Raw genomic sequence first — 24,703 nt, 5'->3', positions numbered from 1 at the left:
CAAATAAATAATACATTAATCATCAGACTAAATCGTATAATGATTTGGTCTCTTTTTTTTGTTTTTATAAGGAAGATAAATGTAAATTAATGTTAACATGATTACAGTGGTGGCTAAATTGCGAGGCAAGAAGGTGAGAATAGGTTGGAGGACTAATATGATTAAAATACAAAAACGATTCATTTGGAGTTTTTTAGGTCTTATTGTGAGTCTTATTCTGATAATCACTTGGTTTTACCCGTATTCCTTTTTCAGTATTAATAAAAGTTATACTCACAAACCTGACCCCGTTATTGTTGATCAATATGTGGAAGATTTAAATGACTTTAAAGAGTCCTACGAGCTAAATATAAATAAGGAGTCAGCAACTTTAACAGCAAATTATACACAATATATACTGCCAATGTTTGAACAAGATTGGTTAATCTATAAAGATTCTGTAAATATGGGAAAAAGAGAATTAGATAATATGTTATTTGAGGTGAAGGAAAATAAGCGTACACTCATGCACTTACTTGTTGAAGAGGACTATACAAAGGATCAAAGACGCGATGTAGCTTCCAGTTTAGAAAATTTACAATTCCTAGAAGAGCTCATCATTGATATAAAGACAGAAAAGACTAGCTCAAGAAGTACACTAAATACGCAGTTCCACAACCTTCATGTCCATTACATAAGTACCTTTAGGATGTATGTCAGTTTTTATAAACAGTATCACGGGCTGGACAATTAACGTAACGGGTACTTTAAGGCATTGTAAATAGACGCTCGGATTATCTAATCCAAGCGTTTTATTTTTCGTTGGCTGACTTCAGGTGAATAAAAACTTCACAGAGTACCCGAGTAACTTCACATATTCACCAACGAAAGTCCGGTGTTCCCAATCCGAGATACCGTCATCAGGATTGAAATCGGAAGGAGCGACGGAATAGCTTAATGTGATATCGTCATCGTAAATTATATCGAAAGTGATTTTGCTCCTGCGGGAGTGGTAGTCGCTTGTGACCACAAGGGCAGACTGCAAATTGTTATTTTTCATAATTTCTTCCGTGAATTGGGCATTTTCAAATGTGCTGGTTGCCTTGGGTTCCTCGATAATTACATCCTCTGGAATACCCTTTTGAATAGCATCCTCTTTTGTTGTGCCTGTCGCTTCGGAGTTAGAGAGAATGATATATTCCGCATAGTTGTCATGATAGAGTTCGGCTGCATGCTCGAGTCTTTTTTCATTTCCACTTAGTACAATAATTGCATCTGAGCGTTCCGGGTTGCTTTCAATAATTAGTGAATCTGGGCCCAGGATGGCGATGGTTACAGGGACTCCGATGGTTGTGATAACTCCAATCATCACGGCAACCAGGATGATAGATTTTACTTTTTTCAAGTTATTTTCCATGGCAAGCTACCCCTTTTATGTACTCCATTCCTACTACTTCCCGGATAAATGTTAAGGATAACAATGAAAACAAGCATTTTTCACTATTTGTATAAAACTCTCCTTATACATGTCTATGGAACTCTATCACTGGTAAAGCTAAAGATGGAGAGGGTGAGGGAATTGCAGTGGGATTATGAATTGATATTTGGAGTAGATAAGCAGTTTCATATGATTAGTTTTGCTATTATTTCTTTTCTGTGTGGCATGATCTTTTTACTGGTATCTGACCAACAGACCATGTTTCGAAGAATAAGCACTCTATGGATAGCTTTAGTCACTATCGGGATGATAGAGGAATATAGGCAATACTTTGCACCAGACCGGAGTGCGGAGTTCTTGGATGCTGTTGCTAATTTGCTAGGAGTGACTGTTGGCTTACTGTTGCCGTTTCTAATTCAATACATCCTCCGAAATCGCAGTCGTCTGAAGTTTCTTGGCCTCTATTTTATCGTTCTGATTCCTTTGTTTATTGGTTTGCTTTACCTTAATGAGAGACCTTTCGTAACATTTGATGAACCTTTCCAGGAAAAAATGGACCGGCTGGTTGCATTTATTGGGGTAGAAGATTAGTAAAGTTACAGCGTACATTTTTTGAATATTTTTATAGATTGTTATACGGTTATAGTATCAACAAAGGAGGAGAGTTCCATGCAGCGATTGATGTGCAAAGGAAAAATACACCGTGCAACCGTAACAGAAGCAGAACTGGATTATGTCGGAAGTATAACCATTGATCAGAAGTTAATGAAAGAAGCCGATATCAAGCCATATGAAATGGTTCAGGTGACCAGCCTGAAGAATGCAACAAGATGGAAAACGTATGCGATCCCTGCTCCAGAAGGATCCGGGAGAATTTGTCTGAATGGCCCACCGGCTCATTTATTCTCACCAGGAGACATCGTCATCATTTTGAGCCTGGCACAAATGACCGATGAAGAAATTGACACACTTCGTCCAAGGGTCGTTTTTGTCGATGAAGAGAATGCGATTACTTCTGTGGAAGAGCATGATCTCCATTGGCCGGAAGGCGTAAAACAATAACTAAAATAATTTGATTCGTAGGGCCCCAGCAAAAGGAGATTTACTTGCTGGGGTATTTTTTGTATGATGTATGGTGACTTCAACGTATGGAGATGGTCATCATCGTTATCATTTATTTTTTGATTGGATTTATTTCTTCTTTAGTGGGGGCGATGGCCGGGCTTGGAGGCGGCGTCATTATCAAGCCAGTCCTCGACTTTGCCGGCCATTACGATTTAGCGACCATTGGCGTGCTGTCTGCATCAACTGTGTTTGCCATGTCGACAGTTTCGTTAATAAATTTCAGGAAACTCGATGTAAATGTGGATGTGAAAGTTAGCTCACTGATAGCGATAGGCTCGATTGTCGGTGGGTTTATCGGGAAATGGATTTTCAATTATTTTGTAATCAATATAGGATTAGATAATATGATTGGGGCCATTCAATCTACCGTTCTGGCTTTGATCTTATTGGTTATACTTATATATTTCAGGTGGAACCCCCTTTTCAAAAGCTATGTTTTGAAAAATCCTGTGGCTATCCTGTTGGCTGGCTTAGTGCTGGGCTTTCTCTCTGCGTTTATCGGAATTGGGGGAGGCCCGTTAAATGTAGCGATACTGGCGCTGCTTTTTTCGATGAATGGGAAGGAAGGCGTCATCAATTCCACTTTCATCATTCTTTTTTCGCAATTCGCAGCATTGTTGTTAGTGACGTTCACATCAGGATTTGAAGGACTCGATCTCTCGATGCTCGGGTACATGATTGTCGGTGGAGTTACCGGCGGATTTCTTGGCAGTACATTGCTTTATAAAATTTCCGACAAAGGAATTGCAATTGTGTTCAATATAACTGTACTGACGGTCATGCTGATTAATATTTTTAATGTGTTCAAGTATATTTGAGGAAAGAGCTGTCTTTTGGGAGGCAGCTTTTTTATTTAGGCGATGTTCCTACAATCGCAGGAAGAGCTGTGATCAGGCTGAAAAAGAAAATCAATAGAGTGTTTCCATTTAAGCTATTTACTCCCCTTGGACTTGTTGTTGTAAAAGTATACTGGAAGAAAAAAGATATAATGGTTAAAATTATCGTAAGTAAAAGAATATAATTACTCATTCTTCTTTGTAATAGCGAGCGTATTATGATTGCAAGCGGACTGGCAAATAGTAAGTAGATGGGGAAAACGAAAAGAAAAATAAAGGGGGCAGCTAACAAGTCGATTTCTCCCTCTACCAACAACCTGTACAGATAAAAGAATCCTATAAAAAATCCTGAACTGATTATGGATCCAATCATATGCGTTTTTATCATTTGTAACATTTTCTTAAGCTCCTCTAATTCAATTCTTTTTCATCATACTACAAAATGATAAACGCAACTTTTCCTTACCTCTGTAAATCGGTTAAAATCATCTTATACTTTTGAAATTAAATCTAACTCCCTATTAGAGGAGGCAAATCCATGACAAATAAAATAGCAGTAATGATATTACATGGTGCAGGGACACCAGGTGACAATTTTGCCGCTGAAATCATTCAAAAAATCACAAAACGGTTCAAGAAAAGAGCTGGAGCCCGAGCGGAAGAAGTACTGGTGTTTGAGCCGGTATGGTGGTCTGAAATATTCGCAACGGAGCAAGAGCGACTATGGGAGCGGGTGCAATTGGATACGGATCTCGATTACCAGCGGCTGCGCCGATTTACGGTTGAATTCCTTGCCGATGCGATCGCTTATCAGCCTACTACTGTGGATGACAATAATTATGATAAAGTTCATGAACTGTTAGCGGAAACCTTGAGCAATTTAGAAGAAAAAGCTGGATCGGACGCGCCGTTATGTGTCATCAGCCATAGTCTAGGCTCTGTCATCGCCAGCAACTATTTTTACGATCTCCAAGTGAAACAGTCGAATATCGGTACCCGGACATGGCGTCGCATTAAAAATACACCACTGGAAAACGGCGAGACGCTGGCTAATTTCTATACGATGGGCAGCCCTATGGCCTTGTGGTCGCTCCGCTTCGGAGGTTTTGGCTTGCCGATTCAGGTGCCTGCACCTAACATGGATCGCCATCACCCAGAGGTGAAGGGAGAATGGCTGAATTTTTACGATAAAGACGATATCCTCGCCTACCCGCTGAAAAATCTGAATGAACAATACCATGCAGCGGTTACGGAAGATATCCAGGTCAATGCAGGAGGTGCGTTGACCAGCTGGAATCCTCTTTCCCATCATCAGTACGATGAAGAAGATGCTGTAATCGACCGGATGGTGGATGGATTAATACGTACGTGGCACGAAATAAATGAATGATTCGGCTGGAGAATGGGCGAGAGCGCATTAATCCTGTCTGAAAGCGCATATCGCTCGTTGAGGGCGCATTTTGCATGTCCGAAAGCGCATAACGCTCGATGAAGGCGCATTTTGCACATCCGAAAGCGCATAACGCCCGTTGAGAGCGCATTAATCACGTCCGAAAGCGCATAACGCTCGATGAAGGCGCATTTCTCACAGCCGAAAGCGCATAACTCCTTTTGAGGGAGCATTTAACATGTCCGAAAGCTCATATCTCCCGCTGAGAGCACATTAATCACGTCTGAAAACGCATATTCAGTACGCCATCACTGTACCAATGCCAAACTTCCATATAAAAAATTTTGTTAACGATCAATAAAAAGGGGAAGATAGGTAGTAAACGAGGTACAGGAGGCTATTGATGATGAAAAGAATACAGGCGTATTTTCAAAATGAGGACCAGGCGGAAGGGGTAAGGGCGAAGCTGCAGGCGTTAAGGGCAGAGAATGTAACCGTGGAACCACTTCCTGAAGACAACGATGAAATGCCAGAACTATTGCAAAGTGCTTTTTCACCGAGAGAAGTTGGTAGTAACCATACGCAACAAGTGCTGATTGCGGATGTGGCTGAACAGGATTATGACCGGGTAACCTCAATTATCAAGGAAAGCAACGGGCATATGGAGGAATAATCAATACTGGGTGGTACATTGGTTAATTTATATTAGAAAATTAAGAAGACAGCGGCCAGTGTAGGGGGAGGTCTGGTTATTGCTGTCTTCTTATTTGTATTGTAACAAACAAAACTAGCATTTATCAGAGTCTTAACTAGTAGTTTTCTGAGAGGAAAGTCCCGCATTGCACATGGAAAAAGGGAAAGTTCTGCCAGGTGAAAAATGTTCTTCCAAACAGATAGTTTTTCTTCATTTATCCAATTTGAAATAATAGGTAGTGTGTTTAAGATAGAGGAGGAAATGATTTGAGTCATACAAACATAACTACCGAGGCGTTATTTCGACCATTTATAAGTGAAAAACTAAACCTGCCCAACCGTACGGTCATGGCGCCGATGACGCGTGGGTTTTCACCAGGTGGGATACCAGGAGAAGATGTGGCTGCCTATTATCGACGTCGAGCGGAAAATGATGTCGGTTTAATTGTAACGGAAGGAACTGGAATCAATCACCCGGCTTCTGTTTCAGGTGCAAGTATTCCCGTTTTTTATGGAGAAGCTGCCTTGAATGGCTGGGCACAAGTGGTGAAGGATGTTCATGAAGCAGGCGGCAAGATTGTACCTCAGCTTTGGCACGTCGGGATGACACGTAAAAAGGGAGACCTTCCAAATGAAGAAGCAAATCCTGTAGGACCTTCCGGATTAAACCTGGATGGTGATAAAGTTACTGAGCCACTAACTGAAAGTGAGGTTACTGGTCTCGTCGAGGCATACGCCCAGGCGGCAGCTGACGCAAAACGCATTGGTTTTGACGGGATAGAACTCCATGGTGCACATGGCTATTTAATTGATCAGTTTTTCTGGGAACAAACAAATCAACGTACCGATCGTTATGGCGGCGACCTCGTAGCGCGCACACGTTTTGCAGTGGAGATAATAGAAGCGTGCAGGCGTGAAGTTGGACCAGACTTTCCAATCATTTTCCGGTTCTCTCAATGGAAAATGAATGATTTCCAAGCCAAACTTGCTAAGTCACCGGAGGAGCTGGATGCTTTTCTGCAGCCTCTTGTTGATGCAGGAGTAGATATTTTTCATTGCTCCACCCGGCGTTTCTGGGAGCGGGAATTTGAAGGATCGGAGCTTAATTTAGCAGGCTGGACAAAGAAATTGACTGGAAAGCCGGTTATTTCTGTTGGTTCAGTCGGACTTGATGGGGAAATTACCAGCTTCCAGGGTGCGAAAACTACGAGCCTCGATGGTCTATTGGAGAAGCTTGATAAGGAAGAGTTTGACCTTGTAGCTATTGGTCGTTCACTGTTAATGGACCCAGAATGGGTGAAGAAAGTGCATGACGGCAGAGTAGATGATTTATTGCCGTTTGATAAGGAATCACTAAAAAAATTATATTAATAAGAATGTGAGACGACAACCTGGGACATCCATTTTCTGGATGGTCAGGCGTCAAAATTTAAAGCATGGAAATCCGACTTGGTTTTACAACCCCCTGATTTCTGTAATCGACAATAGGCGGCATCAATAAGAAGGAAACCGTTAAAAGCCCTGTAACAACCGCATCATTTGTGGTTGTTACAGGGCTTTCGTATTTAGCTGAATAGTTTGTTGTAAAATGCCTCTCTTCCAATATGATCAAGAAAGTTAATCTTTCTTTTTTCATAAAAGTCATCTATTTCTCCTCGTTCAAAAAGCCAAATACAATCAATTAATATACTTAACTTATAGACGTCGAACAAATGGTGGGTCTCCTCTTCTGTCAACAGTCTATGTTTCCTGTATTCATCTACAATCTTCTTCGCTTCTCTGAAATTTAATATTTCATCTTTATCATGTCGCCATGCCCATGATTCAATTAGATTGACTAAATCAAACAATAAGTAAGTATAGTTAGCATCATCAAAATCTAATAATGCGTTAAATTCCTCGTTTCTAAAGAGAATATTAGAAAAGTCGAAGTCTGCGTGACAGATTCCTTTAGGTAATGATTTTGGGAGGTTTAGATTTTTTAATTCATTTTCAAGCCAAGAAAATTTTGCTTTAGAGTTTTTGGTATTTATTCGATGTGATACTTCTTGTGCCTGTTTTTTACAAAATTCAATATTGTAATTCCATCGGCTCTCTTTACATATTGGTATATAGTTCATAGTGAGGTTATGGAGTTGTGCAGCTGATTGAATCACTTGTTTCTTTTGTTTTTGATTCGGTTCTTGAACGTGATAACCCTCTAAGTAATCGAAAACAACGTAAGGTTTTGAATCATAAATACCTATGAAGTCTTCCTGTTTATTACGGAAAGGTTTTGGACAGGGAAATTTCCTCTCTTTTAAATAACTGAGTAAGTGAACTTCAAAAGAAACCGATTCAAAAGAACGGCTTTCGTAATATCGTAAAACAAACTGTCCTTTTGTCGTTTGAATACTGATATTCGTTTGAACTCTTCCTTCTGTGAAGGAGTCAGAGTCCAAATATTTCCCCATATCATAATTACCCATTATATGTGCCAGTTCGCTATCTGAGAATTTTTTTCTTTCATCCATTAAAGAAATCTCCCTTTTAAATTTAGGTCTATCCTGTTTTAACAGTTTTTAAGATTTGGTGCATGACTTGTCGATTTTCTTTGTATTAATTTTGCGGGCAACAACGTTTCCTGATACTGTTCATCCGGATTTTCTATTCTCCAGAATAATTTCTCCACTGCTTTTTTCCCGTATAAACCTAAATCGATATCCATGGTAGTGATGCTCGGACTGGATAGCCGAGATAGTTTCCCATTATCAAAACTGCAGACCGATGCATCTTCAGGAACGTTGAGTCCTTGTTGTTTCAACCCGTTTGTTACCAGATAGCCAAGTCCGTCGTTGACACAGAACCATGCCGTAGGCTGTGCTGGAAGTTGTTGGATGAAGCTGTTAATCATAAATTCTTCTTCTTTGGCATCCGTGAACATAAGATGAGAATTTGCCTCCAGCCCGAACTCTTTCAATGCGAGCATATATCCTTCCCAGCGCTCCTGGTAGCTCGGTGAAAAAGAAGTGTCACCAACAAAAGCGATATCCTTGTGGCCAAGTTCTACTAAGTGTTGAGTAACCAGATAGCTTCCAAATCGATTATTTGTAAGTATAGCGTCAGCTTCGATGTTTGGATGATGGTGGTCAATTAAAACCGTAGGTATCCCTGTGGCAAGAACCTTCTGGATATATTCATTACTTATATGAGAAAGTATCAAAATCCCATCTACTTGTTGATTCTCTATGAAGGAAGGGAGGATGAGGTTTTCTTTTTCCTCTTTTTTGATAGATTGGATCAAGAGGTTTTTCCCATTTTTTCTTACTTCTTCTTCGACATTAAGATAGATCTCCCCAAAAAAGCTTGTCATGGAAAATGCGAAATCAGAGGCTATCAATCCAATGTTTCCAGTGTTTGCAGGGCTATCATTAGATTTTTTCGTGTATTGGTAGCCTAGTTTTTTTGCGACTTGGAAAATTTGTCTTCTGGTCTCTTCTCCAACACCAGGTTTACCTGAAAAAGCCTGGGATACCGAGTTCTTAGAAATATTTAAATGGTCCGCTATATCTTGCATCGTTACTTTTTTCTTCATCATTATTCACCCTTCTGAGTCTATTCTATCAGAAAGCAGTAATCCTATACTGTAACTTTACAATAAAATGACGTGTTATTACTCTGTTTATAGTGATTAAGACGATGTTTATTACCTGTAAAAATAAAGAGAAAACGTATATTGACATTAAATGATGTAGGTGTATAATACTTTGTAAGGTTACTATATACCAATAAGTAATTTTAGTAAAGTTACAAAAGGGAAAAGTAATGTTACTTGTTTTTATTTAATGTAGCTGAAAGAAATTATGCTTTCATTTTTTGTAAGGGGTTACATAAAGCGTGTTGCCAATACGCAAAGCTTGGGGGAAATACTGAATGAAGGTAAATCGTTTTAAAGAAAATCCAATCATTACACCAGAAGATGTCACACCTTATCACGACAATCATGAAGTTATTGGTGTGTTTAATGCGGGGGTAGCCGAGTACGAGGGCGAAGTATTACTACTCCTTCGAGTAGCAGAACGCCCCATCAGCGAGGATTCGAAGGTAGTTAAAGCGCCAATCGTTGATTTTTCAGGAAGAGAAGGAAAGCTAAAAATTATCGATATAAAAAAAGATGATCCCCGTTATGACTTTTCCGATCCGAGGACAATTATTTACAAAGATTCACGAAGGGCAGCCTATCTGACTTCCTTATCTTATATTCGGATTGCCAGAAGTAAAGATGGCTATCATTTTACCATCGACGACACTCCGTTCATTTATCCAGGTACAGAACGTGAATCATGGGGCGTGGAAGATCCTCGTGTTACAAAAATCGCTGACACGTATTACATCCAATACAGCGCTTGTTCCGCAGAAGGTATCGGGGTAGGGCTTGCAACTACGAAAGATTTTATCAATTATGAACGCTTAGGCCTGATGCTCCATCCGGAAAATAAGGATGTAGCGATTTTTCCGGAGAAAATTGGTGGAAAGTATTATACTTTGCATCGCCCGGTTCCTAAAGGTATTGGACGTCCGGAAATCTGGATAGCAGAATCGGACAACCTTAAATATTGGGGGAATCACCAATACCTGCTGGGTCTGAGTGAAGACGGTTGGGATAATGGCAGAATAGGCGGTGGAGCAGTCCCGTTTAAAACGGAACAAGGTTGGCTCGAAATCTATCATGCAGCTGATAAAAATGACCGTTATTGCTTAGGGGCAGTTCTGCTAGATTCTGAGAATCCAGCTAAAATCTTAGCGAAAACAGAAGAACCAATTCTTGCTCCAGAGGAAGACTATGAATTGGATGGTTTCTTTGGCAACGTTGTTTTCACTTGTGGAGCTACAGTGGAGGGCGATAACGTAAGAATCTATTACGGGGTTGCAGACACATCTATGGCTGTAGCAGACCTAAGCTTGAAAGACATACTATCCAAATTGACTTACGAAAAAGTGGGGGTGCATGATGACCTATAACGTTCAGTCTCTACTAAAAAGTTATCGAAGTGAAAAGCCTGATATACATGCGGAGAAGCTCCATTTCACAGGAGTGGGTGATAAAGATGTTTATAATATCACGGCTCCATTTGAAAATAACGGTGTTTCTATCATTGCTGGCCGTGTCGAAGCAAGAGATACCGAGCATTCTGAAGTGGTCTTTTTCAAAGAGAAAGATGGGAAATGGGAACCGGCCGAAGGGATGCCGAGCTTTGAATTGCAGGATCCTTTCGTTACACGGATACATGGGCAACTTGTTTTCGGGGGTGTGGAGATTTTCCCTCATCTTGAAAAAGAAGATGCTTTGATGTGGCGCACAGTCTTTTATAAAGGTAAAGATATTGAAGACCTGGAAAGGTTTGCAATCGGACCGGATGGAATGAAGGATGTTCGCCTGGTCGAATTGCAAGGTGGAGGAGTGGGCGTCTTCACCCGTCCACAAGGAGAAAGAGGCGGGCGAGGGAAAATAGGTTTTACCTCTATAAACAATCTGGACGAATTAGATGAAACTCTCTTAACATCAGCTCCTTTGATCAAGGAACATTTCCTCGATGAGGAATGGGGCGGAGCCAATGAGATTCATATTTTAGCGAATGGCAGGATCGCTGGACTTGGGCACATCTCCCAGTTTGATCAACAGGGAGATCGCCACTACTATCCTATTATTTTTCTATATGAGCCAGATAAGAATGAATTCTCAGATATGGAAATAATCGGTGTCCGTGATGATTTCCCAGCAGGTGATTCGAAACGTCCCGATTTGAAAGACGTGCTATTCAGCGGTGGTTTAGTGCGTTTGAAAAATAACCAAGCAGAACTTTATGTTGGTGTCAGCGATGCGGAAGCTCACAAGGCTATCATTCCGGATCCGTTTTCAAGATTTGAAGCTTAGCATACTCAAATAATGGAGGGTGAAAAAATGGGAAAGCATATACGGAATTTAGTAATCATGCTGTTAGTGATGGTGTTTGCTGCGGGGTGTCAATCAGGCGAGGAGAGCAACTCGGACGGAAAAGTGGAAATTAAATTTTGGTCTGCCCCTAACCCGCCACAGGAAGCGTTCTGGTCCGATATGGCGGAGAAGTACATGGAGGAAAACAAAGATGTCACGATTGATGTCTCCCCAATGCCGGAAAGCCCTTCATCGGAAGCCGGCATTCAATCAGCAATAGCCGCAGGGAATGCACCGGTAATTTCTGAAAATATATCTCGCGGATTTGCAGCTCAATTAGCCGAAAGCAGTGCTATTGTTCCTTTAGATGAGTTCGAAGGCTATAAAGAACTGATCAAAAACCGTCAGATGACAGAAACGATTAAAAGCTGGAAATTTGCCGATGACCATCAATATGTATTGCCGATCTATTCTAACGCTATGCTATTTGGCTGGAGAACAGATATTCTGAAGGAACTTGGTATTGACGAGGTACCTAAGACGCATAGTGAGGTGCTGGAAGTCGGTAAAAAATTAAAAGAACAATATCCGGATAAATTTTTATGGGCTAGAGCTGATCTTGTGAAAACGACATGGTGGGCAAGATGGTTTGATTTCTTCATGCTTTACAATGCAGCGTCAGAAGGAAATAACTTTGTACAAGGATCTGATTTGATCGCTGACGACGAAGCTGGTATTGCAACGCTTGACCTGATGAAAAATTTGAGTGAGAATAACATGCTATTGACACGTGAAGCAACGGATCCTTTTGAAACTGGCCAGACAGTGATGATGGATATCGGCCCATGGACATTCTCTTACTGGGCGGAAAAATTCCCTAAAATGAAATTGGGTGAAACATATGAACTGTCTATGCCTCCTGTACCAGATGGAGTATCACCAGAAGATGCAAAAACATTTGCTGATACCAAAGGGTTGTCTATTTACGCTTCCGCTACCAAAGAACAACAGCAGGCAGCTTTTGATTTTGTGAAATGGGTATATAGCGATGCTGAGCATGACTTGGCATGGTTCAAGCAAACGAACCTGCCGCCAGCTCGTGATGATTTATCTGAAAATGAAGCATTCGCAAGTTATTTAGAAGAGAATCCTGAGCTGGTGAAGTATGCGGAGAATATTCCGAATGCAGTGCCTCCGATGGATAATCCGAAAACTGTAGATGTTCAGAAGTTTATTGGCTCTGAAGCGTTAGTACCTGTCATAAAAGGTGAAAAAGACCCTGAGCAAGCATGGAAGGATATGAAGGAAGCCATCAACGGGGTGTTGAAGTAAATGGATAAAAGCAATGCAAGGATGGGTTGGTTATTTGCCAGCCCATACCTTATATACTCAGCTATATTTTTCTTATTTCCGCTCTTGTGGGCGACCTATCTTGCATTTACTAACTGGAATTTAATTTCACCAGACTATGAATTTGTTGGTATTCAAAATTTCATCGATGCCTTTTTTAGTGAAAGTGTAAGGGCTGCATTTTTTGTCACTTATAAATTCCTTGCTATGTTTGTACCTATTGTGGTGGGAGGAGCGCTGTTTTTAGCTATAATTATCAGCGCCTTACCTAAATTCAAGGGTTTATTTTCCGTTGCTTTCTTCCTTCCTTATCTTGCTTCAGGGGTAGCATCGGCGATTGTTATCAACGGTATTTTATCTTATAACAGTCCGTTCAATATTTGGTTGAGAAACTCATTCGGCCTTGATATCAACTGGCTGGGCTCACCTATATTGGCGCCATTGATTATTGCGATGATGATGGCCTGGAAGTTCATGGGATACTATGCCTTGTTGTTTGTGGCGGGTTTGGAAAGTATTCCAAAAGAAGTGTACGAAGCGGCCAAAATGGATGGAGCCGTTGGATGGAAGCGCTTCTGGTATGTCACCGTACCAATGCTTTACCCATCTTTTTACACGGTAACCATACTAGCAGTAGGTCTGATGTTCGGTATTTTTACGGAGCCATACGTACTAACAGGCGGAGGACCGGATTTTGCTACGCATACATGGCAACTGGAGATTTACAACCAGGCTTTTGAACGGTTACATGCGGGTTATGGTACTGCCATTGCGGTCATCAACTCCATCGTAACGTTCGCTTCGATTCTTGTTTTTCGTAAGATATTAGAAATGTGGGGTGCTAAACATGGTTGGGAATAACAAGCTGAGAATCACATTATTATATCTTCTTGCCAGCTCTGTATTACTGGTCATGGTGTTCCCGTACATCTATATGGTACTGGGTTCACTTGCCCCCTGGGATCAGGTGGACAGAAGAATTATTCCGACTGAATTGACGTTGCGGTCTTATGAGTGGTTGTTTAGTGGTGGAGCTGACGCTAATGCCAGACCATGGCTGCGCGCCTTTTTCAATAGTGTATTCGTTACGCTCGCCTCCAGCATATTAATGCTGGTAACAGCGCTGATGGTTGGCTTTTCCTTATCGAAGCTGAAATTCAAAGGGAGACGGTTCCTCAATAATGTTATTTTGTTTCAAATGTTCTATCCAGCGGTCATTCTGTTGATCCCTCTGTTTCTGATCGTTCGTTACTTCGGGATGTATGATACCTACTGGGCGATGATATTACCAAAAGCCGTCAATCTATGGGCAATTTTCATGTATACGAACTTTTTCCGGGGCCTACCCGATGAAATGCTAGAAGCAGCGAAAATTGATGGGGCTGGTATATGGAAAACGCTCTGGCATGTCGTACTTCCAATGTCGAAGTCGGTTACGACCATAATTTTCTTGTTCCTGTTCATGGAAAGATGGGTCGAATTGCTATGGGACATGTTAGTGGTCAATAGTGAATCGATGCTGACCTTGAATGTATTATTGGCGCAGATGTTTGGTCCATATGGCGGCTATCCAGGTCCAATGTATGCCGCGTCTGTATTACTGACGCTGCCTATTCTGATATTGTTCATTATCTTCAGTAAGAACTTTAAAGATGGCATGCAGTTTGTGTTGAAATAATAAATAGTGGTGAAACGGTCCCTGCTTTTAATTAAGTAGCGGACCTTTTTACCTTTGCTGGGAGGTAAAAGTTTGCTTATACAGGATAAATGGAAGCTAAATTACTTTGATATTGGTGAAGCTACGGATCTGGACATTGCTTCTCCTGACTATATCGATCATTTTTGGATGCAGACAAGAGTCCCGGGAGACGTGCACTCAACATTGTTAGAAAAGGGGGTGATCGAGGATCCGTTTTTCGGCCATAACGATCTGAAGTCCAAGTGGGTGGAGGAGAAGGTCTGGTGGTATCGTACAGAGTTTGAATTTAATAAAAAGAAGCTGCAAACAGATGAAATTCTTGAGTTGACGTTCGAAGGGCTGGATACCTATGCGACTATCTATCTGAACGGATTGGAGATAGGGTCGACAGAGAATATGTTTATTCCTCATACCTTTGATGTAACCAGGGAGGTCTTAGATAGGAAAAATATTCTTGCTGTCAAATTTGATTCAGTTTCAGAACGTTTGAAAGGAAAAGAAAAGAATTACTGGGCAGGCTTCGGGAAAGACAGGATCTGGGCGCGAAAAGCACAGTATCATTTCGGCTGGGACTGGGGTCCGCAGATCCTTACAGCTGGTATTTGGAAAGATGTCCGCTTGGAAAAGAAAAAAGTCGCTAAAATTGATAGTGTATTTGCAAAAACCCTTGAAATTACAGAGGATCATGCACGGGTGCAAGTTGACATTGACACGACATTATTCAATCCTGATGCTCTTTTAACCGTACAAGCAGTTTTGGCAGGTGACGGAGAGCGAATAACCAAGAAGGAAAAAGTAACAGGGGAAAAGACATTGCTTTCGTTTCAGGTTGATCAACCAAAATTATGGTGGTCCCATGATTTAGGAGAACCATTTCTTTATAGCTTAGAAGTGGAATTGCTCGAAGATGGTCAACAGATCGATAGCTATAGTGCAAATGTTGGAATAAGAGAAATAAAGGTGAAACAAGAAGCAAAGGATGGGTCATCCCGCTTTACCTTTGTCTTGAATGGGGTCGAGATTTTTGCCAAGGGAGCTAATTGGATTCCAATCGACAGCTTTGTTGGCTCTGCACCTGACTCGCGGTATAAACATTTGGTCAGTTTAGCAAGAGAAGGGAATATGAATATGCTGCGTGTGTGGGGAGGCGGTATTTATGAGAAGGAAGTTTTTTATCAGGAATGTGACCGCCAGGGTATTTTAGTCTGGCAGGATTTCATGTTTGCTTGTGCGCTCTATCCAGACTATAACCGTGATTATATGAATAATGTCAGGGAAGAAGTGACGGCGGTTATTAAGCAACTACGAAATCATCCAAGTATAGCTGTTTGGTGCGGCAATAATGAAAATGATTGGTTATATGAGGTCGAAAAGGCTGCAGGTCGAATTGAAACACCGTTTTATGGAGAAAAAATATATCATCATTTGATTCCAAGCCTGCTAGAGGAATTGGACAAGAGTCGTTTTTACTGGCCAAGCTCCCCGTTCGGAGGAAATGATCATAACGATGAGGAGGTTGGGGATCGACATAACTGGCAGGTATGGCATGGAAATGTGGAGCCAAGGAAGTTTGGGGAAATCCCGTCTCAGGATTATAGTATCGAAGGCATTTCTTTTAAAAATTATAAGAAGGATAAAACTAGATTCAGCAGTGAGTTTGGCATGCATGCATCCGCTAATCGATATACATTGGAGAACAATCTTCCTGAAAACACCTTTTACTGGAGCAGTGATGAAATGGCCTATCGAAATAAGGATTATCATCATCAAAAAGGCATTCTATTAATGGAAGGTTTTACTGGAGTCCCCCGGGATATCGAGGAATATATGAATTATTCGATGTTAACTCAGGCAGAAGGACTGAAATGTGGCGTTGAACACTATCGCAGAAATAAACCAGAGACGAGCGGGGCGCTTATTTGGCAGCTCAATGACTGCTGGCCCGGGACAAGCTGGTCGATGATCGACTATTACTTATTGCCGAAAGCCTCTTATTATTATGCTCGGAAGTTCAATCAACCGTTATTGTTTACAGTAGATCATCAAGCGGAAGAAGGCGTTTTGAGCCTTTGGGGTGTAAATGATACTTTATGCAACTGGAAGGATCAGCTGATTTTTGAAGTGCATCATTTTGAAAAAGGATTGATCTACTCAGAAAAATTAGATGTACATATAAGGGAAAATCAATCGCATCAGCTGGCATCCCGGACGGAGGAAGAGATACTAAAAAAGTGTTCGCCTGAAGCTGTCGTCATTCGGTTAAGGTCAGCCAGCGGTGAGGCAGAAGAGAACTTTTATTATCTTCGAGATCATAAGGAGATGAAATTTCCTCAAGTGAATCTTACAGTTAGTATTGATCGTGAGAAACAGGAAGTAGAGGTTTCTACTGATGGCTTCGCGAGATTTATAAAGCTGGAAGTTCCATTAGATAAGGTGAGCATTAGTGACAATTATTTCGATTTACTCCCAGGAGAGAGGAAAAAGGTAGCACTTAGACATTTAGAAGATGAGCCTTTGCCATTGAATGAGTTGCAGGTGAGCGCCATCAATAGTCAAAGTGTGATAGAGGAGGTATGAGTTATGAAGGCAGCTGTCCTGATGGATAAGCATTCGATGGAGCTAAAGGAAATAGAGATACCAAATCCTAATGAGAGAGAAGTGTTGATAAAAGTGAAAGCCTGTGGCATTTGCGGTACAGATCAACATATTTATCACGGAAACCCTGGCTCCGCTGAGGTACCAACGCCAGTGGTCTTAGGCCATGAACTTGCAGGTGAGGTAATATCGGTCGGAAGTGACGTGACCTCATTCCGACAAGGCGACCGAGTTTCCGTCGACCCTAATATGTATTGTGGTGAGTGCCGGCATTGTCAAGACGGAAGAAAACATCTGTGCGAGAACTTAGAAGCAGTAGGAATGACACAGGATGGCGGCATGGCAGAATATATCGTCGTACCTGCACAGAATTGTTATTTGCTTCCGAATTCGCTTTCGTTTGGCGAAGGGGCAATGGTAGAACCGCTTGGCTGCGTGCTCCATGGTGTCGAGCAGTTACAAATTAGACCGGGAGATTCCGTATTAATTATAGGTGGCGGCTATATCGGCCAAATGATGCTGCAAACGATTGGTATGTACGGAGCTTCTCCAATTCTTGTGAGTGAACCCGATGAGCAGAAACATGCTGCAATAAAGAACTTTGGTGCCACTAACGTCGTTCGTCCAGGAGAAGAAATTGGTCAAGGCGGATTTGATATTGTGGTTGAATGCGTAGGATTACAAGAAACAATGCAGCAAGCAGTTTATTCAGCTGGAAAAGGAGGACGGGTATTGCTTTTTGGAGTGTCCTCCCCTGATGCGAAAATTGAAGTCAGCCCCTTTGAAATTTTTTCTAAGGAACTGACTATAAAAGGGTCATTTATCAATCCTGATACACACCGTAAAGCTATTTCACTATTAGCACAGAAAAAGATAGATGTAGAACCTATGATCAGCCACTACTTTAAACTAGCAGAAATACCAGAAGCGATGTCAGCTTATCAAAGCTTGTCTGTTACTAAAGGGATTATTATATATTAGTGACACCCCGGGACATCCAGATAATGGATGTCCCGGGGTGTCTATCCATTAACCGGAATGCCGCCGTTGACATGCTGCTTCGGTTGTATTTCTTTCTTTTTATTCGACATACAAAATTCCTCCTATGTAACTGAGTGAGTCTAGGTTAGGATATCCAATTACTGTATATTTAACCACTTGCGCACATGTTGAGAAGCCGCTTATTTCTAAATGCCCATATCCGCAGTCCTCGACCATTATAGTAATCTTTCAATTATTAAAAGAAGGTTACAAGGCTGAAACTTTTCTGTTAATACCATTGACACCGCTTTCATAATAGTTTAGGTTAATAGATACAAGTTAACTACGTGACGGAGACATGGAGACTCACACTGAGCAAGTACTTTTCCTTGGGGAAAGTGCGTGCTGGAAGTGTGGGTCTTTTTTTGTTCCCGTTAAATCCAACTTAAAAAGGAGTGTGCAGGAATGTCTGAGTTTTTAGCAGAAATCATAGGTACGATGATTTTGATTATTTTTGGCGGAGGTGTTGTGGGAGGTGTCGTTTTAAAGGATTCTAAGGCTGAAGGATCGGGATGGGTAGTCATCACGATTGCCTGGGGACTGGCTGTTGCGATGGCGGTTTATGCGGTCGGACAGTTCTCGGGTGCTCATATCAACCCGGCAGTCACGCTGGGGTTTGCTGCCGTGGGAGAATTCCCGTGGGCAAAAGTTCCAATGTATATTACAGCGCAAATGATTGGTGCATTTATTGGCGGGGTTATTGTATTTTTTAACTATCTTCCGCATTGGAAGAAGACAGAAGATCAGGGTGCCAAGTTGGCCGTATTTTCTACAGACCCGGCAGTGCGAAGTCCTTTTTCCAACCTGGTCAGTGAAATTGTCGGTACGTTCGTTTTGGTGATGGGTCTGATGTTCATTGGGGCCAATCAGTTCACTGATGGGTTAAACCCGATGATTGTCGGTGCTTTGATCGTGGCGATTGGTATGTCTCTCGGCGGGGCGACTGGGTATGCGATTAACCCGGCTCGTGACCTTGGACCGAGACTTGCGCACGCGTTCCTGCCTATTCCGGGTAAAGGCGGTTCGGATTGGACCTATGCCTGGGTTCCGGTAGTCGGGCCGGCCATCGGCGGTATCTATGGTGCGGTATTCTACCAGGCCATGTTCTTAGGGGAATTTTCATTAATATTCTGGGTAATGAGTGCAATAATGGCTGTGATTCTCGTGGGAGCTGCGATGTCTGAGCTGAAAGAGGAAGAAACTGCAGCCGACCGTGTCGAAAAAAGTGTCAGCCAGCTAAATTAATAAAGGGGAGAGATAGGTTATGGAAAAAAAGTACATTTTATCAATCGATCAGGGGACAACAAGTTCACGCGCGATTCTATTTGATGAAGCTGGAACTATTGTAGGTACCGGACAAAAGGAATTCGAACAATTTTTCCCAAAGCCGGGCTGGGTTGAGCATGATGCGAACGAAATCTGGACGTCCGTGCTCGCTTGTATCGCTGATGTGTTAAGAAAAACAGATATCGAACCGAGCCAGGTTGCTGGTATCGGCATCACGAATCAGCGTGAAACGACGGTTGTCTGGGATAAAAACACGGGCAAGCCGATCTATAAAGCAATCGTCTGGCAATCTCGACAGACAGAAGGAATATGTAAAGACTTACGGGAACAAGGCCATAATGACCTGTTCCGCGACAAAACAGGACTGCTGCTTGACCCTTATTTTTCCGGGACAAAGGTAAAATGGATACTGGATAATGTTGAAGGAGCGCGTGAAAAAGCGGACAACGGTGACCTGATGTTCGGAACGATAGATACGTGGCTCGTCTATAAGCTTACTGGCGGTAAGGTTCATATCACCGATTATTCCAATGCATCCCGTACGCTGATGTTCAATATCTATGATTTGAAATGGGACGATGAGCTGCTTGATATTTTAGATGTGCCAAAGAGCATGCTTCCTGAAGTGAAACAGTCTTCTGAGGTCTATGGAAAAACAGTCGACTATCATTTCTTCGGCCACGAAGTACCAATTGCCGGTATCGCCGGTGACCAACAGGCGGCGTTGTTCGGCCAGGCATGTTTTGATGAAGGGATGGCGAAAAATACTTACGGAACGGGCTGTTTCATGCTGATGAATACGGGCGATAAAGGCGTGAAATCCGAGCATGGCCTGTTGACCACATTAGCATGGGGATTGGATGGAAAAGTAGAATATGCACTGGAAGGAAGTATCTTTGTCGCCGGTTCAGCGATCCAGTGGCTGCGTGACGGTCTGAAGCTGATCAACAGTGCACCGGAAACAGAAAACCTGGCTACATCTGTCGATTCCACGGATGGTGTCTACCTGGTGCCAGCGTTTGTCGGACTTGGTACTCCTTACTGGGATTCTGATGCCCGTGGCGCGGTGTTCGGGTTAACGCGTGGTACTTCAAAAGAACATTTTGTCCGCGCAACTTTGGAATCACTCGCTTACCAGACAAGAGATGTACTGGATGCAATGATCGCTGACTCTGAAATCGACTTGAAAGCATTACGCGTGGATGGCGGGGCGGTTAAAAATAACTTCCTGATGCAGTTCCAAAGCGACATTCTCGGCGTACCGGTCGAGCGTCCGGTCGTTCAGGAGACGACAGCACTTGGTTCAGCCTACCTGGCTGGTCTGGCAGTCGGTTACTGGAAAGATAAAGACGAAATCAAGCAGCAGTGGAAAAATGACCGCACCTTTAAAGGAGAAATGGAAGAAAGCAAGCAGGAAGAACTTTATAATGGATGGAAAAAAGCTGTAGCGGCAACACGTGAATTTAAGTAAATCAATAATGACAGGCACCTTTTGCTAACAAGAGGTGCCTGATTAAATAGGAGGGGCTATTTATGAAAAAAATCATCAACGATCCGAATCAAGTTGTAACCGAAATGCTGGATGGAGTAGTTGCCGCATACCCGGACCAAATCAAGCGGATTCCTGATACTAACGTTGTAACAAAAAAAGACGCTCCTGTTCAAAATAAGGTAGGCATTGTCAGCGGTGGAGGCAGCGGCCATGAACCAGCCCATGCCGGATACATAGGAAAGGGGATGCTTGATGCCGCCGTTGCTGGCGAAGTATTCACTTCTCCGACACCGGATCAGGTATTTGAAGCGATCAAGGCAGTCAATGGGGGTTCCGGGGTGTTGCTCGTCATCAAAAATTACACCGGCGACGTAATGAATTTTGATATGGCAGCAGAGCTTGCCGAAGCAGAAGGAATTGATGTGGCACAGGTCGTCGTCAATGACGATGTCTCTATCGATGATGTGGAGGGGCGCCGTGGAGTTGCCGGCACGATTTTTGTCCATAAAATTGCCGGTGCGATGGCGGAGGCAGGTGCTTCACTGGAGGAAGTGAAAAATGCCGCTGAAAAAGTGATTGCTAATGTGCGCACGATGGGCGTTGCGTTGAGCCCATGCGTTATGCCGGCATCAGGTAATCCTAGTTTTGAACTGGGAGAAGGTGAAATGGAAGTTGGCATCGGTATCCATGGGGAGCCAGGTATAGAACGGAAACCACTCGCTTCAGCCGATGAAATCGCAACTGAACTCACGAATCATGTTCTGGAAGACCTGAAGTTGTCAGAATCAGACGAAGTAGCTGTAATGGTGAATGGACTCGGGGCGACTCCTGAAATGGAACTTCATCTGGTCAATCGAAAAGTTCAGGAAATTTTGCAGGGAAAAGGGGTAAAGACCTATAAAACATTCGTCGGTGAGTACATGACTTCCTTGGAAATGGCGGGGTGCTCCGTGACTTTATTGAAATTGGACGACGAAATGAAAGAATTACTGGACAGCCCATCGAATGCGCCGGCATTTCGAGTTTGATGATAGGAGGGGAAACTTATGAGATTCACAGTCGAACAAGCATTGAATTGGCTTTCGAAAAGTAATGAAAAAATCCAGGAAAATAAAGATTATTTATCTGAATTAGACCAGGCAATCGGAGACGGGGACCATGGCATCAATATGGCCAGAGGTTTTGATGAGGTCATCAAAAAAATAGAAGGGTCTGCTTATGAGCAAGTCGCAGACGTATGGAAAGACGCAGCGATGACGTTGATGTCAAAAGTAGGAGGAGCTTCCGGTCCATTGTTCGGCACTGCATTTTTGAAAATGTCGATGGCAGTCAAAGGTGAAGATACTGTATCGTATGAAGTTTTTGTTAAAGCGTTGGAAGATTCAGTAGCGGGCATCAAACAACGCGGCAAAGCAGAAGAAGGAGAAAAAACGATGATCGATGTCTGGTCACCTGTGGCAGACCATTTGAAAAAAGCTGAGGACTTTGACGCCGGGCTTATTCGTGATCGCGCCAAGTCAGCCATGGAAGCTACTAAAGATATCGTGGCCACCAAAGGAAGGGCTGCTTATTTGAAAGAGCGTTCCAAAGGACACTTGGATCCTGGATCAGTTTCTTCCTATTATATATTCAATGCACTGGCAGATACGATTGAGGAGGAAGGATAAACATATGGCAAGTGTAGGGATTGTAATTATTTCTCACAGTGAGAAAGTAGCCGAAGGCATAAAAGATATCGTGGACCAGGCAGTAGGAGAGGTTACTGTTGTAGCGGCAGGCGGGCTGGAAGATGGGGAAATTGGCACCAGTCTTGAGAAAATCCAGGCCGCCATCCAGAATGTCCATAATGATCAGGGTGTAATCGTATTGTATGATTTAGGAAGTGCAAAAATGAATGCTGAAATAGCAATTGAAATGTTGGAACTGGAAAATGTTCAACTGGCGGAAGCGCCTGTTTTGGAAGGTGCTTATCTGGCAGCTGTGGAAGCGAGTATGGGAAGGTCGCTTAAGGAAATCGTGAAAGCCTTGGATAAAGAGTTTAAGTAAAAGCTACCCCGGAGCCCTCTAATATTTGGAGGGCTCCGGGGTCAATTAATTTATGAGTCATATTAACCGCTACTCTTTTACTTTTTTTCTACTATGAACGTTACATCAATTTTTAAACCTTAACTATCCTCAATAAGCAGAAATGGCAGCAAATGATATGAGGATATACCTCTACCAATTTCTACAGATGACAATCATTGAACAGGACCATAATGTTAATCTTCACTCTCTTTAAAACGGATTTTTACATTTACCAGAATAGGAAGTCTGTTAGCGTTTCTTTTGCTTAAACGAAAACAATAAGAGTAAAGGCTCACCGGAATAATGCTAACGCTTACATGCAGCTTGACATTCTCTTGTCAACCGATTAATCTGAAAATAATTAAAATTTAAAAAGCGGATGATCGTTGTAGGAGAGGCAGGATGAAGCTGCCGCCGAAGGAGCAAATTCCAAAAATAACCCTTGGAGCCAATCTCTCAGGTATAAAGAACTGCAGCGTGACGCATCTCTGGAGAGCGCGTATGAATGATTTACGCCACCAAAGGGGAAGACTTCGTATGTATAATGAAGCTTAAACTCTCAGGTGAAAGGACAGAGAAGGGTAGAACACTACCTTTTTCTGTCCTTTTTTGTATGCAGAAAATGGTAATACTTGCAATCTTTAAAACAATTTATCTAAGGAGGAAGTACAGTGAATACAAATGGAAATAGTTATCGAGCGAGGTTATTAATTACTTGTCCGGAAAAACCGGGTATTATCTCAGATGTAACGAGTATATTGGCTGATCACTGTGCAAATATCGTTACATTCGATCAGCATACAACAGATCCTCAGGATGGCATTTTTTTTATGCGAGTTGAGTTTGAATTGAAGGACTATGATAATTCTTTTGAGAAAATAAATGAGGACATACATGGGTTAGCCGAAGAATATCCTATGGAATGGCAGTTAAACAGTAGTAAAAAACGAAAACGAATGGCCATCTTTGTTTCAAAAATGGACCATTGCCTGATGGAGCTGATCTGGCGATGGCGGTCAAACGAACTTCCGGTAGACATTCCGATGGTTATTAGCAATCACCCGGATTTGAAAGAGGAAGTCGAGTCTTATGGTATCCCTTATTATTATCTTCCAGTGACGAAGGAAACTAAGGCGCAGGTTGAACAGCAAGCTTTGGAATTGATGAAAGGGAAAGTAGACTTCATTGTCCTGGCAAGATATATGCAAATTCTTTCCCCAAATTTTATTTCCCACTTTCCAAATCAGATCATTAACATCCATCATTCATTTTTACCGGCATTTGTAGGGGCTAATCCTTATGCGCGGGCATTTAACCGTGGCGTCAAGTTAATCGGGGCGACTGCTCACTTTGTTACCAATGATCTCGATGAAGGTCCGATTATCCATCAAGACGTACAGCAAGTAGATCACCGCTATACAGCGGAGGATCTGAAAACATCCGGTCGTCATGTAGAGAGAAGTGTACTTGCTCAAGCGGTGTCCTGGCAGCTGGAAGATAGAATCATTGTTCACGGTAATAAGACGATTGTATTTACCTGATAGCTGGCGTGCTGGTGTTAAGGCCGCTGAAAAAGTAAATCATTCCTTAAAAGCAAGCAAAGCTCTGCAACATATAGGTGCTTTGCTTACTTTTCAATTTGTCATGGTTAGCACTATTTCAGTAACTTTAGATATTAGAGGTGATATGGTTATAAAAGAAAGAAGCTCAGTCCGTGATTTTGCCTAAATAATGCTTGTTGATCAAACGTTTGATCAGAAGCTATATAAATAGACTAAAACGACACATGGCGAGAAA

25 protein-coding genes and 1 riboswitch are annotated in these 24,703 nt (G+C 42.2%); of the genes, 22 read left to right on the top strand and 3 right to left on the bottom strand.

Going from position 1 to position 24,703, the window contains the following annotated elements; all coding sequences use genetic code 11:
• The first annotated feature begins 157 nt into the window (after positions 1-157).
• Entirely contained in the window at positions 158-733 is a 576-nt protein-coding gene (locus tag ACGTN9_RS06830) for a hypothetical protein (protein WP_499591605.1), read from the top strand.
• A gap of 78 nt (positions 734-811) precedes the next feature.
• On the opposite strand, the gene ACGTN9_RS06825 is transcribed toward ACGTN9_RS06830, so the two are convergent.
• The gene (locus ACGTN9_RS06825; RefSeq protein ID WP_499591604.1) at positions 812-1,396 is read right to left on the bottom strand and encodes a YdcF family protein; all 585 of its coding nucleotides are present in this window, start codon (positions 1,394-1,396) and stop codon (positions 812-814) included.
• A 144-nt stretch (positions 1,397-1,540) separates the two neighbouring features.
• Between ACGTN9_RS06825 and ACGTN9_RS06820 the strand changes: the two genes are divergently transcribed.
• The 7 genes from ACGTN9_RS06820 to ACGTN9_RS06790 all read left to right on the top strand — a co-directional run bounded on the left by ACGTN9_RS06820 (position 1,541) and on the right by ACGTN9_RS06790 (position 6,832).
• On the top strand, positions 1,541-2,008 hold the full coding sequence (locus tag ACGTN9_RS06820) for a VanZ family protein (RefSeq protein ID WP_499591603.1): 468 nt from the start codon (positions 1,541-1,543) through the stop codon (positions 2,006-2,008).
• A gap of 78 nt (positions 2,009-2,086) precedes the next feature.
• Positions 2,087-2,479 (top strand): aspartate 1-decarboxylase, encoded by a 393-nt coding sequence (gene panD / locus ACGTN9_RS06815; RefSeq protein ID WP_499591602.1) that lies wholly within the window; start codon positions 2,087-2,089, stop codon positions 2,477-2,479.
• Between the two features lie 86 nt (positions 2,480-2,565).
• Positions 2,566-3,360 carry a sulfite exporter TauE/SafE family protein gene (locus ACGTN9_RS06810; RefSeq protein WP_499591601.1) on the top strand — a complete coding sequence of 265 codons (795 nt, stop codon included), beginning with the start codon at positions 2,566-2,568 and terminating at the stop codon, positions 3,358-3,360.
• Positions 3,357-3,563, top strand: coding sequence for a hypothetical protein (locus ACGTN9_RS06805; protein WP_499591600.1), 207 nt, complete (start codon positions 3,357-3,359; stop codon positions 3,561-3,563). Before ACGTN9_RS06810 ends, ACGTN9_RS06805 begins: the two co-directional genes overlap by 4 nt.
• 353 nt (positions 3,564-3,916) lie before the next feature.
• Entirely contained in the window at positions 3,917-4,768 is an 852-nt protein-coding gene (locus ACGTN9_RS06800; protein WP_499591599.1) for a chemotaxis protein, read from the top strand.
• A 403-nt stretch (positions 4,769-5,171) separates the two neighbouring features.
• Positions 5,172-5,441 carry a hypothetical protein gene (locus ACGTN9_RS06795; protein ID WP_499591598.1) on the top strand — a complete coding sequence of 90 codons (270 nt, stop codon included), beginning with the start codon at positions 5,172-5,174 and terminating at the stop codon, positions 5,439-5,441.
• 287 nt (positions 5,442-5,728) lie between these two features.
• Positions 5,729-6,832 (top strand): NADH:flavin oxidoreductase, encoded by a 1,104-nt coding sequence (locus ACGTN9_RS06790; protein WP_499591597.1) that lies wholly within the window; start codon positions 5,729-5,731, stop codon positions 6,830-6,832.
• Between the two features lie 194 nt (positions 6,833-7,026).
• Here ACGTN9_RS06790 and ACGTN9_RS06785 read toward each other — a convergent pair whose 3' ends face one another.
• Both ACGTN9_RS06785 and ACGTN9_RS06780 read right to left on the bottom strand, forming a co-directional pair.
• Positions 7,027-7,974 carry a homoserine kinase gene (locus ACGTN9_RS06785; RefSeq protein ID WP_499591596.1) on the bottom strand — a complete coding sequence of 316 codons (948 nt, stop codon included), beginning with the start codon at positions 7,972-7,974 and terminating at the stop codon, positions 7,027-7,029.
• A gap of 38 nt (positions 7,975-8,012) precedes the next feature.
• Positions 8,013-9,035 (bottom strand): LacI family DNA-binding transcriptional regulator, encoded by a 1,023-nt coding sequence (locus ACGTN9_RS06780; RefSeq protein WP_499591595.1) that lies wholly within the window; start codon positions 9,033-9,035, stop codon positions 8,013-8,015.
• Between the two features lie 338 nt (positions 9,036-9,373).
• On the opposite strand from ACGTN9_RS06780, the gene ACGTN9_RS06775 reads away from it, so the two are divergent.
• The 14 genes from ACGTN9_RS06775 to ACGTN9_RS06710 all read left to right on the top strand — a co-directional run bounded on the left by ACGTN9_RS06775 (position 9,374) and on the right by ACGTN9_RS06710 (position 24,634).
• Positions 9,374-10,462 (top strand): BtaManbiosPhlase, encoded by a 1,089-nt coding sequence (locus ACGTN9_RS06775; protein WP_499591594.1) that lies wholly within the window; start codon positions 9,374-9,376, stop codon positions 10,460-10,462.
• Positions 10,452-11,375, top strand: a complete 924-nt coding sequence (locus ACGTN9_RS06770) for a DUF1861 family protein (protein WP_499591593.1) — start codon at positions 10,452-10,454, stop codon at positions 11,373-11,375. The genes ACGTN9_RS06775 and ACGTN9_RS06770 overlap by 11 nt, the downstream gene beginning before the upstream one ends.
• A 27-nt stretch (positions 11,376-11,402) precedes the next feature.
• Positions 11,403-12,707: an ABC transporter substrate-binding protein gene (locus ACGTN9_RS06765; RefSeq protein ID WP_499591592.1), complete on the top strand. Its 1,305-nt coding sequence runs from the start codon at positions 11,403-11,405 to the stop codon at positions 12,705-12,707.
• On the top strand, positions 12,708-13,586 hold the full coding sequence (locus tag ACGTN9_RS06760) for a carbohydrate ABC transporter permease (RefSeq protein WP_499591591.1): 879 nt from the start codon (positions 12,708-12,710) through the stop codon (positions 13,584-13,586).
• Positions 13,573-14,403 (top strand): carbohydrate ABC transporter permease, encoded by an 831-nt coding sequence (locus tag ACGTN9_RS06755; protein ID WP_499591590.1) that lies wholly within the window; start codon positions 13,573-13,575, stop codon positions 14,401-14,403. The genes ACGTN9_RS06760 and ACGTN9_RS06755 overlap by 14 nt, the downstream gene beginning before the upstream one ends.
• A gap of 72 nt (positions 14,404-14,475) precedes the next feature.
• Positions 14,476-17,001 (top strand): beta-mannosidase, encoded by a 2,526-nt coding sequence (locus ACGTN9_RS06750; protein WP_499591589.1) that lies wholly within the window; start codon positions 14,476-14,478, stop codon positions 16,999-17,001.
• A 3-nt stretch (positions 17,002-17,004) separates the two neighbouring features.
• Positions 17,005-18,000 (top strand): zinc-dependent alcohol dehydrogenase family protein, encoded by a 996-nt coding sequence (locus ACGTN9_RS06745; RefSeq protein WP_499591588.1) that lies wholly within the window; start codon positions 17,005-17,007, stop codon positions 17,998-18,000.
• Positions 18,001-18,465: 465 nt separating this feature from the next.
• Positions 18,466-19,305, top strand: coding sequence for an MIP/aquaporin family protein (locus ACGTN9_RS06740; protein ID WP_499591587.1), 840 nt, complete (start codon positions 18,466-18,468; stop codon positions 19,303-19,305).
• Positions 19,306-19,324: 19 nt separating this feature from the next.
• On the top strand, positions 19,325-20,818 hold the full coding sequence (gene glpK, locus ACGTN9_RS06735) for a glycerol kinase GlpK (protein ID WP_499591586.1): 1,494 nt from the start codon (positions 19,325-19,327) through the stop codon (positions 20,816-20,818).
• A 62-nt stretch (positions 20,819-20,880) separates the two neighbouring features.
• The gene (gene dhaK, locus ACGTN9_RS06730) at positions 20,881-21,867 is read left to right on the top strand and encodes a dihydroxyacetone kinase subunit DhaK (RefSeq protein ID WP_499591585.1); all 987 of its coding nucleotides are present in this window, start codon (positions 20,881-20,883) and stop codon (positions 21,865-21,867) included.
• Positions 21,868-21,885: 18 nt separating this feature from the next.
• A complete protein-coding gene (dhaL, locus tag ACGTN9_RS06725) occupies positions 21,886-22,506 on the top strand; it encodes a dihydroxyacetone kinase subunit DhaL (protein WP_499591584.1) in 621 nt (206 codons plus the stop codon).
• 4 nt (positions 22,507-22,510) lie between these two features.
• Positions 22,511-22,885, top strand: coding sequence for a dihydroxyacetone kinase phosphoryl donor subunit DhaM (dhaM, locus tag ACGTN9_RS06720; RefSeq protein WP_499591583.1), 375 nt, complete (start codon positions 22,511-22,513; stop codon positions 22,883-22,885).
• A gap of 400 nt (positions 22,886-23,285) precedes the next feature.
• Positions 23,286-23,389, top strand: a riboswitch (glycine riboswitch).
• 188 nt (positions 23,390-23,577) lie between these two features.
• On the top strand, positions 23,578-24,447 hold the full coding sequence (gene purU / locus ACGTN9_RS06715) for a formyltetrahydrofolate deformylase (protein WP_499591582.1): 870 nt from the start codon (positions 23,578-23,580) through the stop codon (positions 24,445-24,447).
• Positions 24,434-24,634: a hypothetical protein gene (locus tag ACGTN9_RS06710; protein ID WP_499591581.1), complete on the top strand. Its 201-nt coding sequence runs from the start codon at positions 24,434-24,436 to the stop codon at positions 24,632-24,634. Before purU ends, ACGTN9_RS06710 begins: the two co-directional genes overlap by 14 nt.
• The last annotated feature ends 69 nt before the right edge of the window (positions 24,635-24,703 follow it).

The organism is Halobacillus sp. B23F22_5 (assembly GCF_043497085.1).
Classification (GTDB): Bacteria; Bacillota; Bacilli; order Bacillales; family Halobacillaceae; genus Thalassobacillus.
Note: the sequence above shows the minus strand (reverse complement) of the source record. Positions and strands in the feature narration are given on the sequence as shown.

What these genes read in the sequence shown, in the direction of transcription:
- ACGTN9_RS06810 (WP_499591601.1), top strand. Translation starts at nt 2,566, where the DNA reads ATGGAGATGGTCATCATCGTTATCATTTATTTTTTGATTGGATTTATT.
- ACGTN9_RS06740 (WP_499591587.1), top strand. Translation starts at nt 18,466, where the DNA reads ATGTCTGAGTTTTTAGCAGAAATCATAGGTACGATGATTTTGATTATT.
- ACGTN9_RS06780 (WP_499591595.1), bottom strand. Translation starts at nt 9,035, where the DNA reads ATGAAGAAAAAAGTAACGATGCAAGATATAGCGGACCATTTAAATATT.
- dhaM (WP_499591583.1), top strand. Translation starts at nt 22,511, where the DNA reads ATGGCAAGTGTAGGGATTGTAATTATTTCTCACAGTGAGAAAGTAGCC.
- ACGTN9_RS06755 (WP_499591590.1), top strand. Translation starts at nt 13,573, where the DNA reads ATGGTTGGGAATAACAAGCTGAGAATCACATTATTATATCTTCTTGCC.
- glpK (WP_499591586.1), top strand. Translation starts at nt 19,325, where the DNA reads ATGGAAAAAAAGTACATTTTATCAATCGATCAGGGGACAACAAGTTCA.
- dhaK (WP_499591585.1), top strand. Translation starts at nt 20,881, where the DNA reads ATGAAAAAAATCATCAACGATCCGAATCAAGTTGTAACCGAAATGCTG.
- dhaL (WP_499591584.1), top strand. Translation starts at nt 21,886, where the DNA reads ATGAGATTCACAGTCGAACAAGCATTGAATTGGCTTTCGAAAAGTAAT.
- ACGTN9_RS06795 (WP_499591598.1), top strand. Translation starts at nt 5,172, where the DNA reads ATGATGAAAAGAATACAGGCGTATTTTCAAAATGAGGACCAGGCGGAA.
- ACGTN9_RS06785 (WP_499591596.1), bottom strand. Translation starts at nt 7,974, where the DNA reads ATGGATGAAAGAAAAAAATTCTCAGATAGCGAACTGGCACATATAATG.
- ACGTN9_RS06830 (WP_499591605.1), top strand. Translation starts at nt 158, where the DNA reads ATGATTAAAATACAAAAACGATTCATTTGGAGTTTTTTAGGTCTTATT.
- ACGTN9_RS06765 (WP_499591592.1), top strand. Translation starts at nt 11,403, where the DNA reads ATGGGAAAGCATATACGGAATTTAGTAATCATGCTGTTAGTGATGGTG.
- ACGTN9_RS06820 (WP_499591603.1), top strand. Translation starts at nt 1,541, where the DNA reads ATGGAGAGGGTGAGGGAATTGCAGTGGGATTATGAATTGATATTTGGA.
- ACGTN9_RS06775 (WP_499591594.1), top strand. Translation starts at nt 9,374, where the DNA reads ATGAAGGTAAATCGTTTTAAAGAAAATCCAATCATTACACCAGAAGAT.
- ACGTN9_RS06770 (WP_499591593.1), top strand. Translation starts at nt 10,452, where the DNA reads ATGACCTATAACGTTCAGTCTCTACTAAAAAGTTATCGAAGTGAAAAG.
- ACGTN9_RS06825 (WP_499591604.1), bottom strand. Translation starts at nt 1,396, where the DNA reads ATGGAAAATAACTTGAAAAAAGTAAAATCTATCATCCTGGTTGCCGTG.
- ACGTN9_RS06760 (WP_499591591.1), top strand. Translation starts at nt 12,708, where the DNA reads ATGGATAAAAGCAATGCAAGGATGGGTTGGTTATTTGCCAGCCCATAC.
- ACGTN9_RS06800 (WP_499591599.1), top strand. Translation starts at nt 3,917, where the DNA reads ATGACAAATAAAATAGCAGTAATGATATTACATGGTGCAGGGACACCA.
- panD (WP_499591602.1), top strand. Translation starts at nt 2,087, where the DNA reads ATGCAGCGATTGATGTGCAAAGGAAAAATACACCGTGCAACCGTAACA.
- ACGTN9_RS06745 (WP_499591588.1), top strand. Translation starts at nt 17,005, where the DNA reads ATGAAGGCAGCTGTCCTGATGGATAAGCATTCGATGGAGCTAAAGGAA.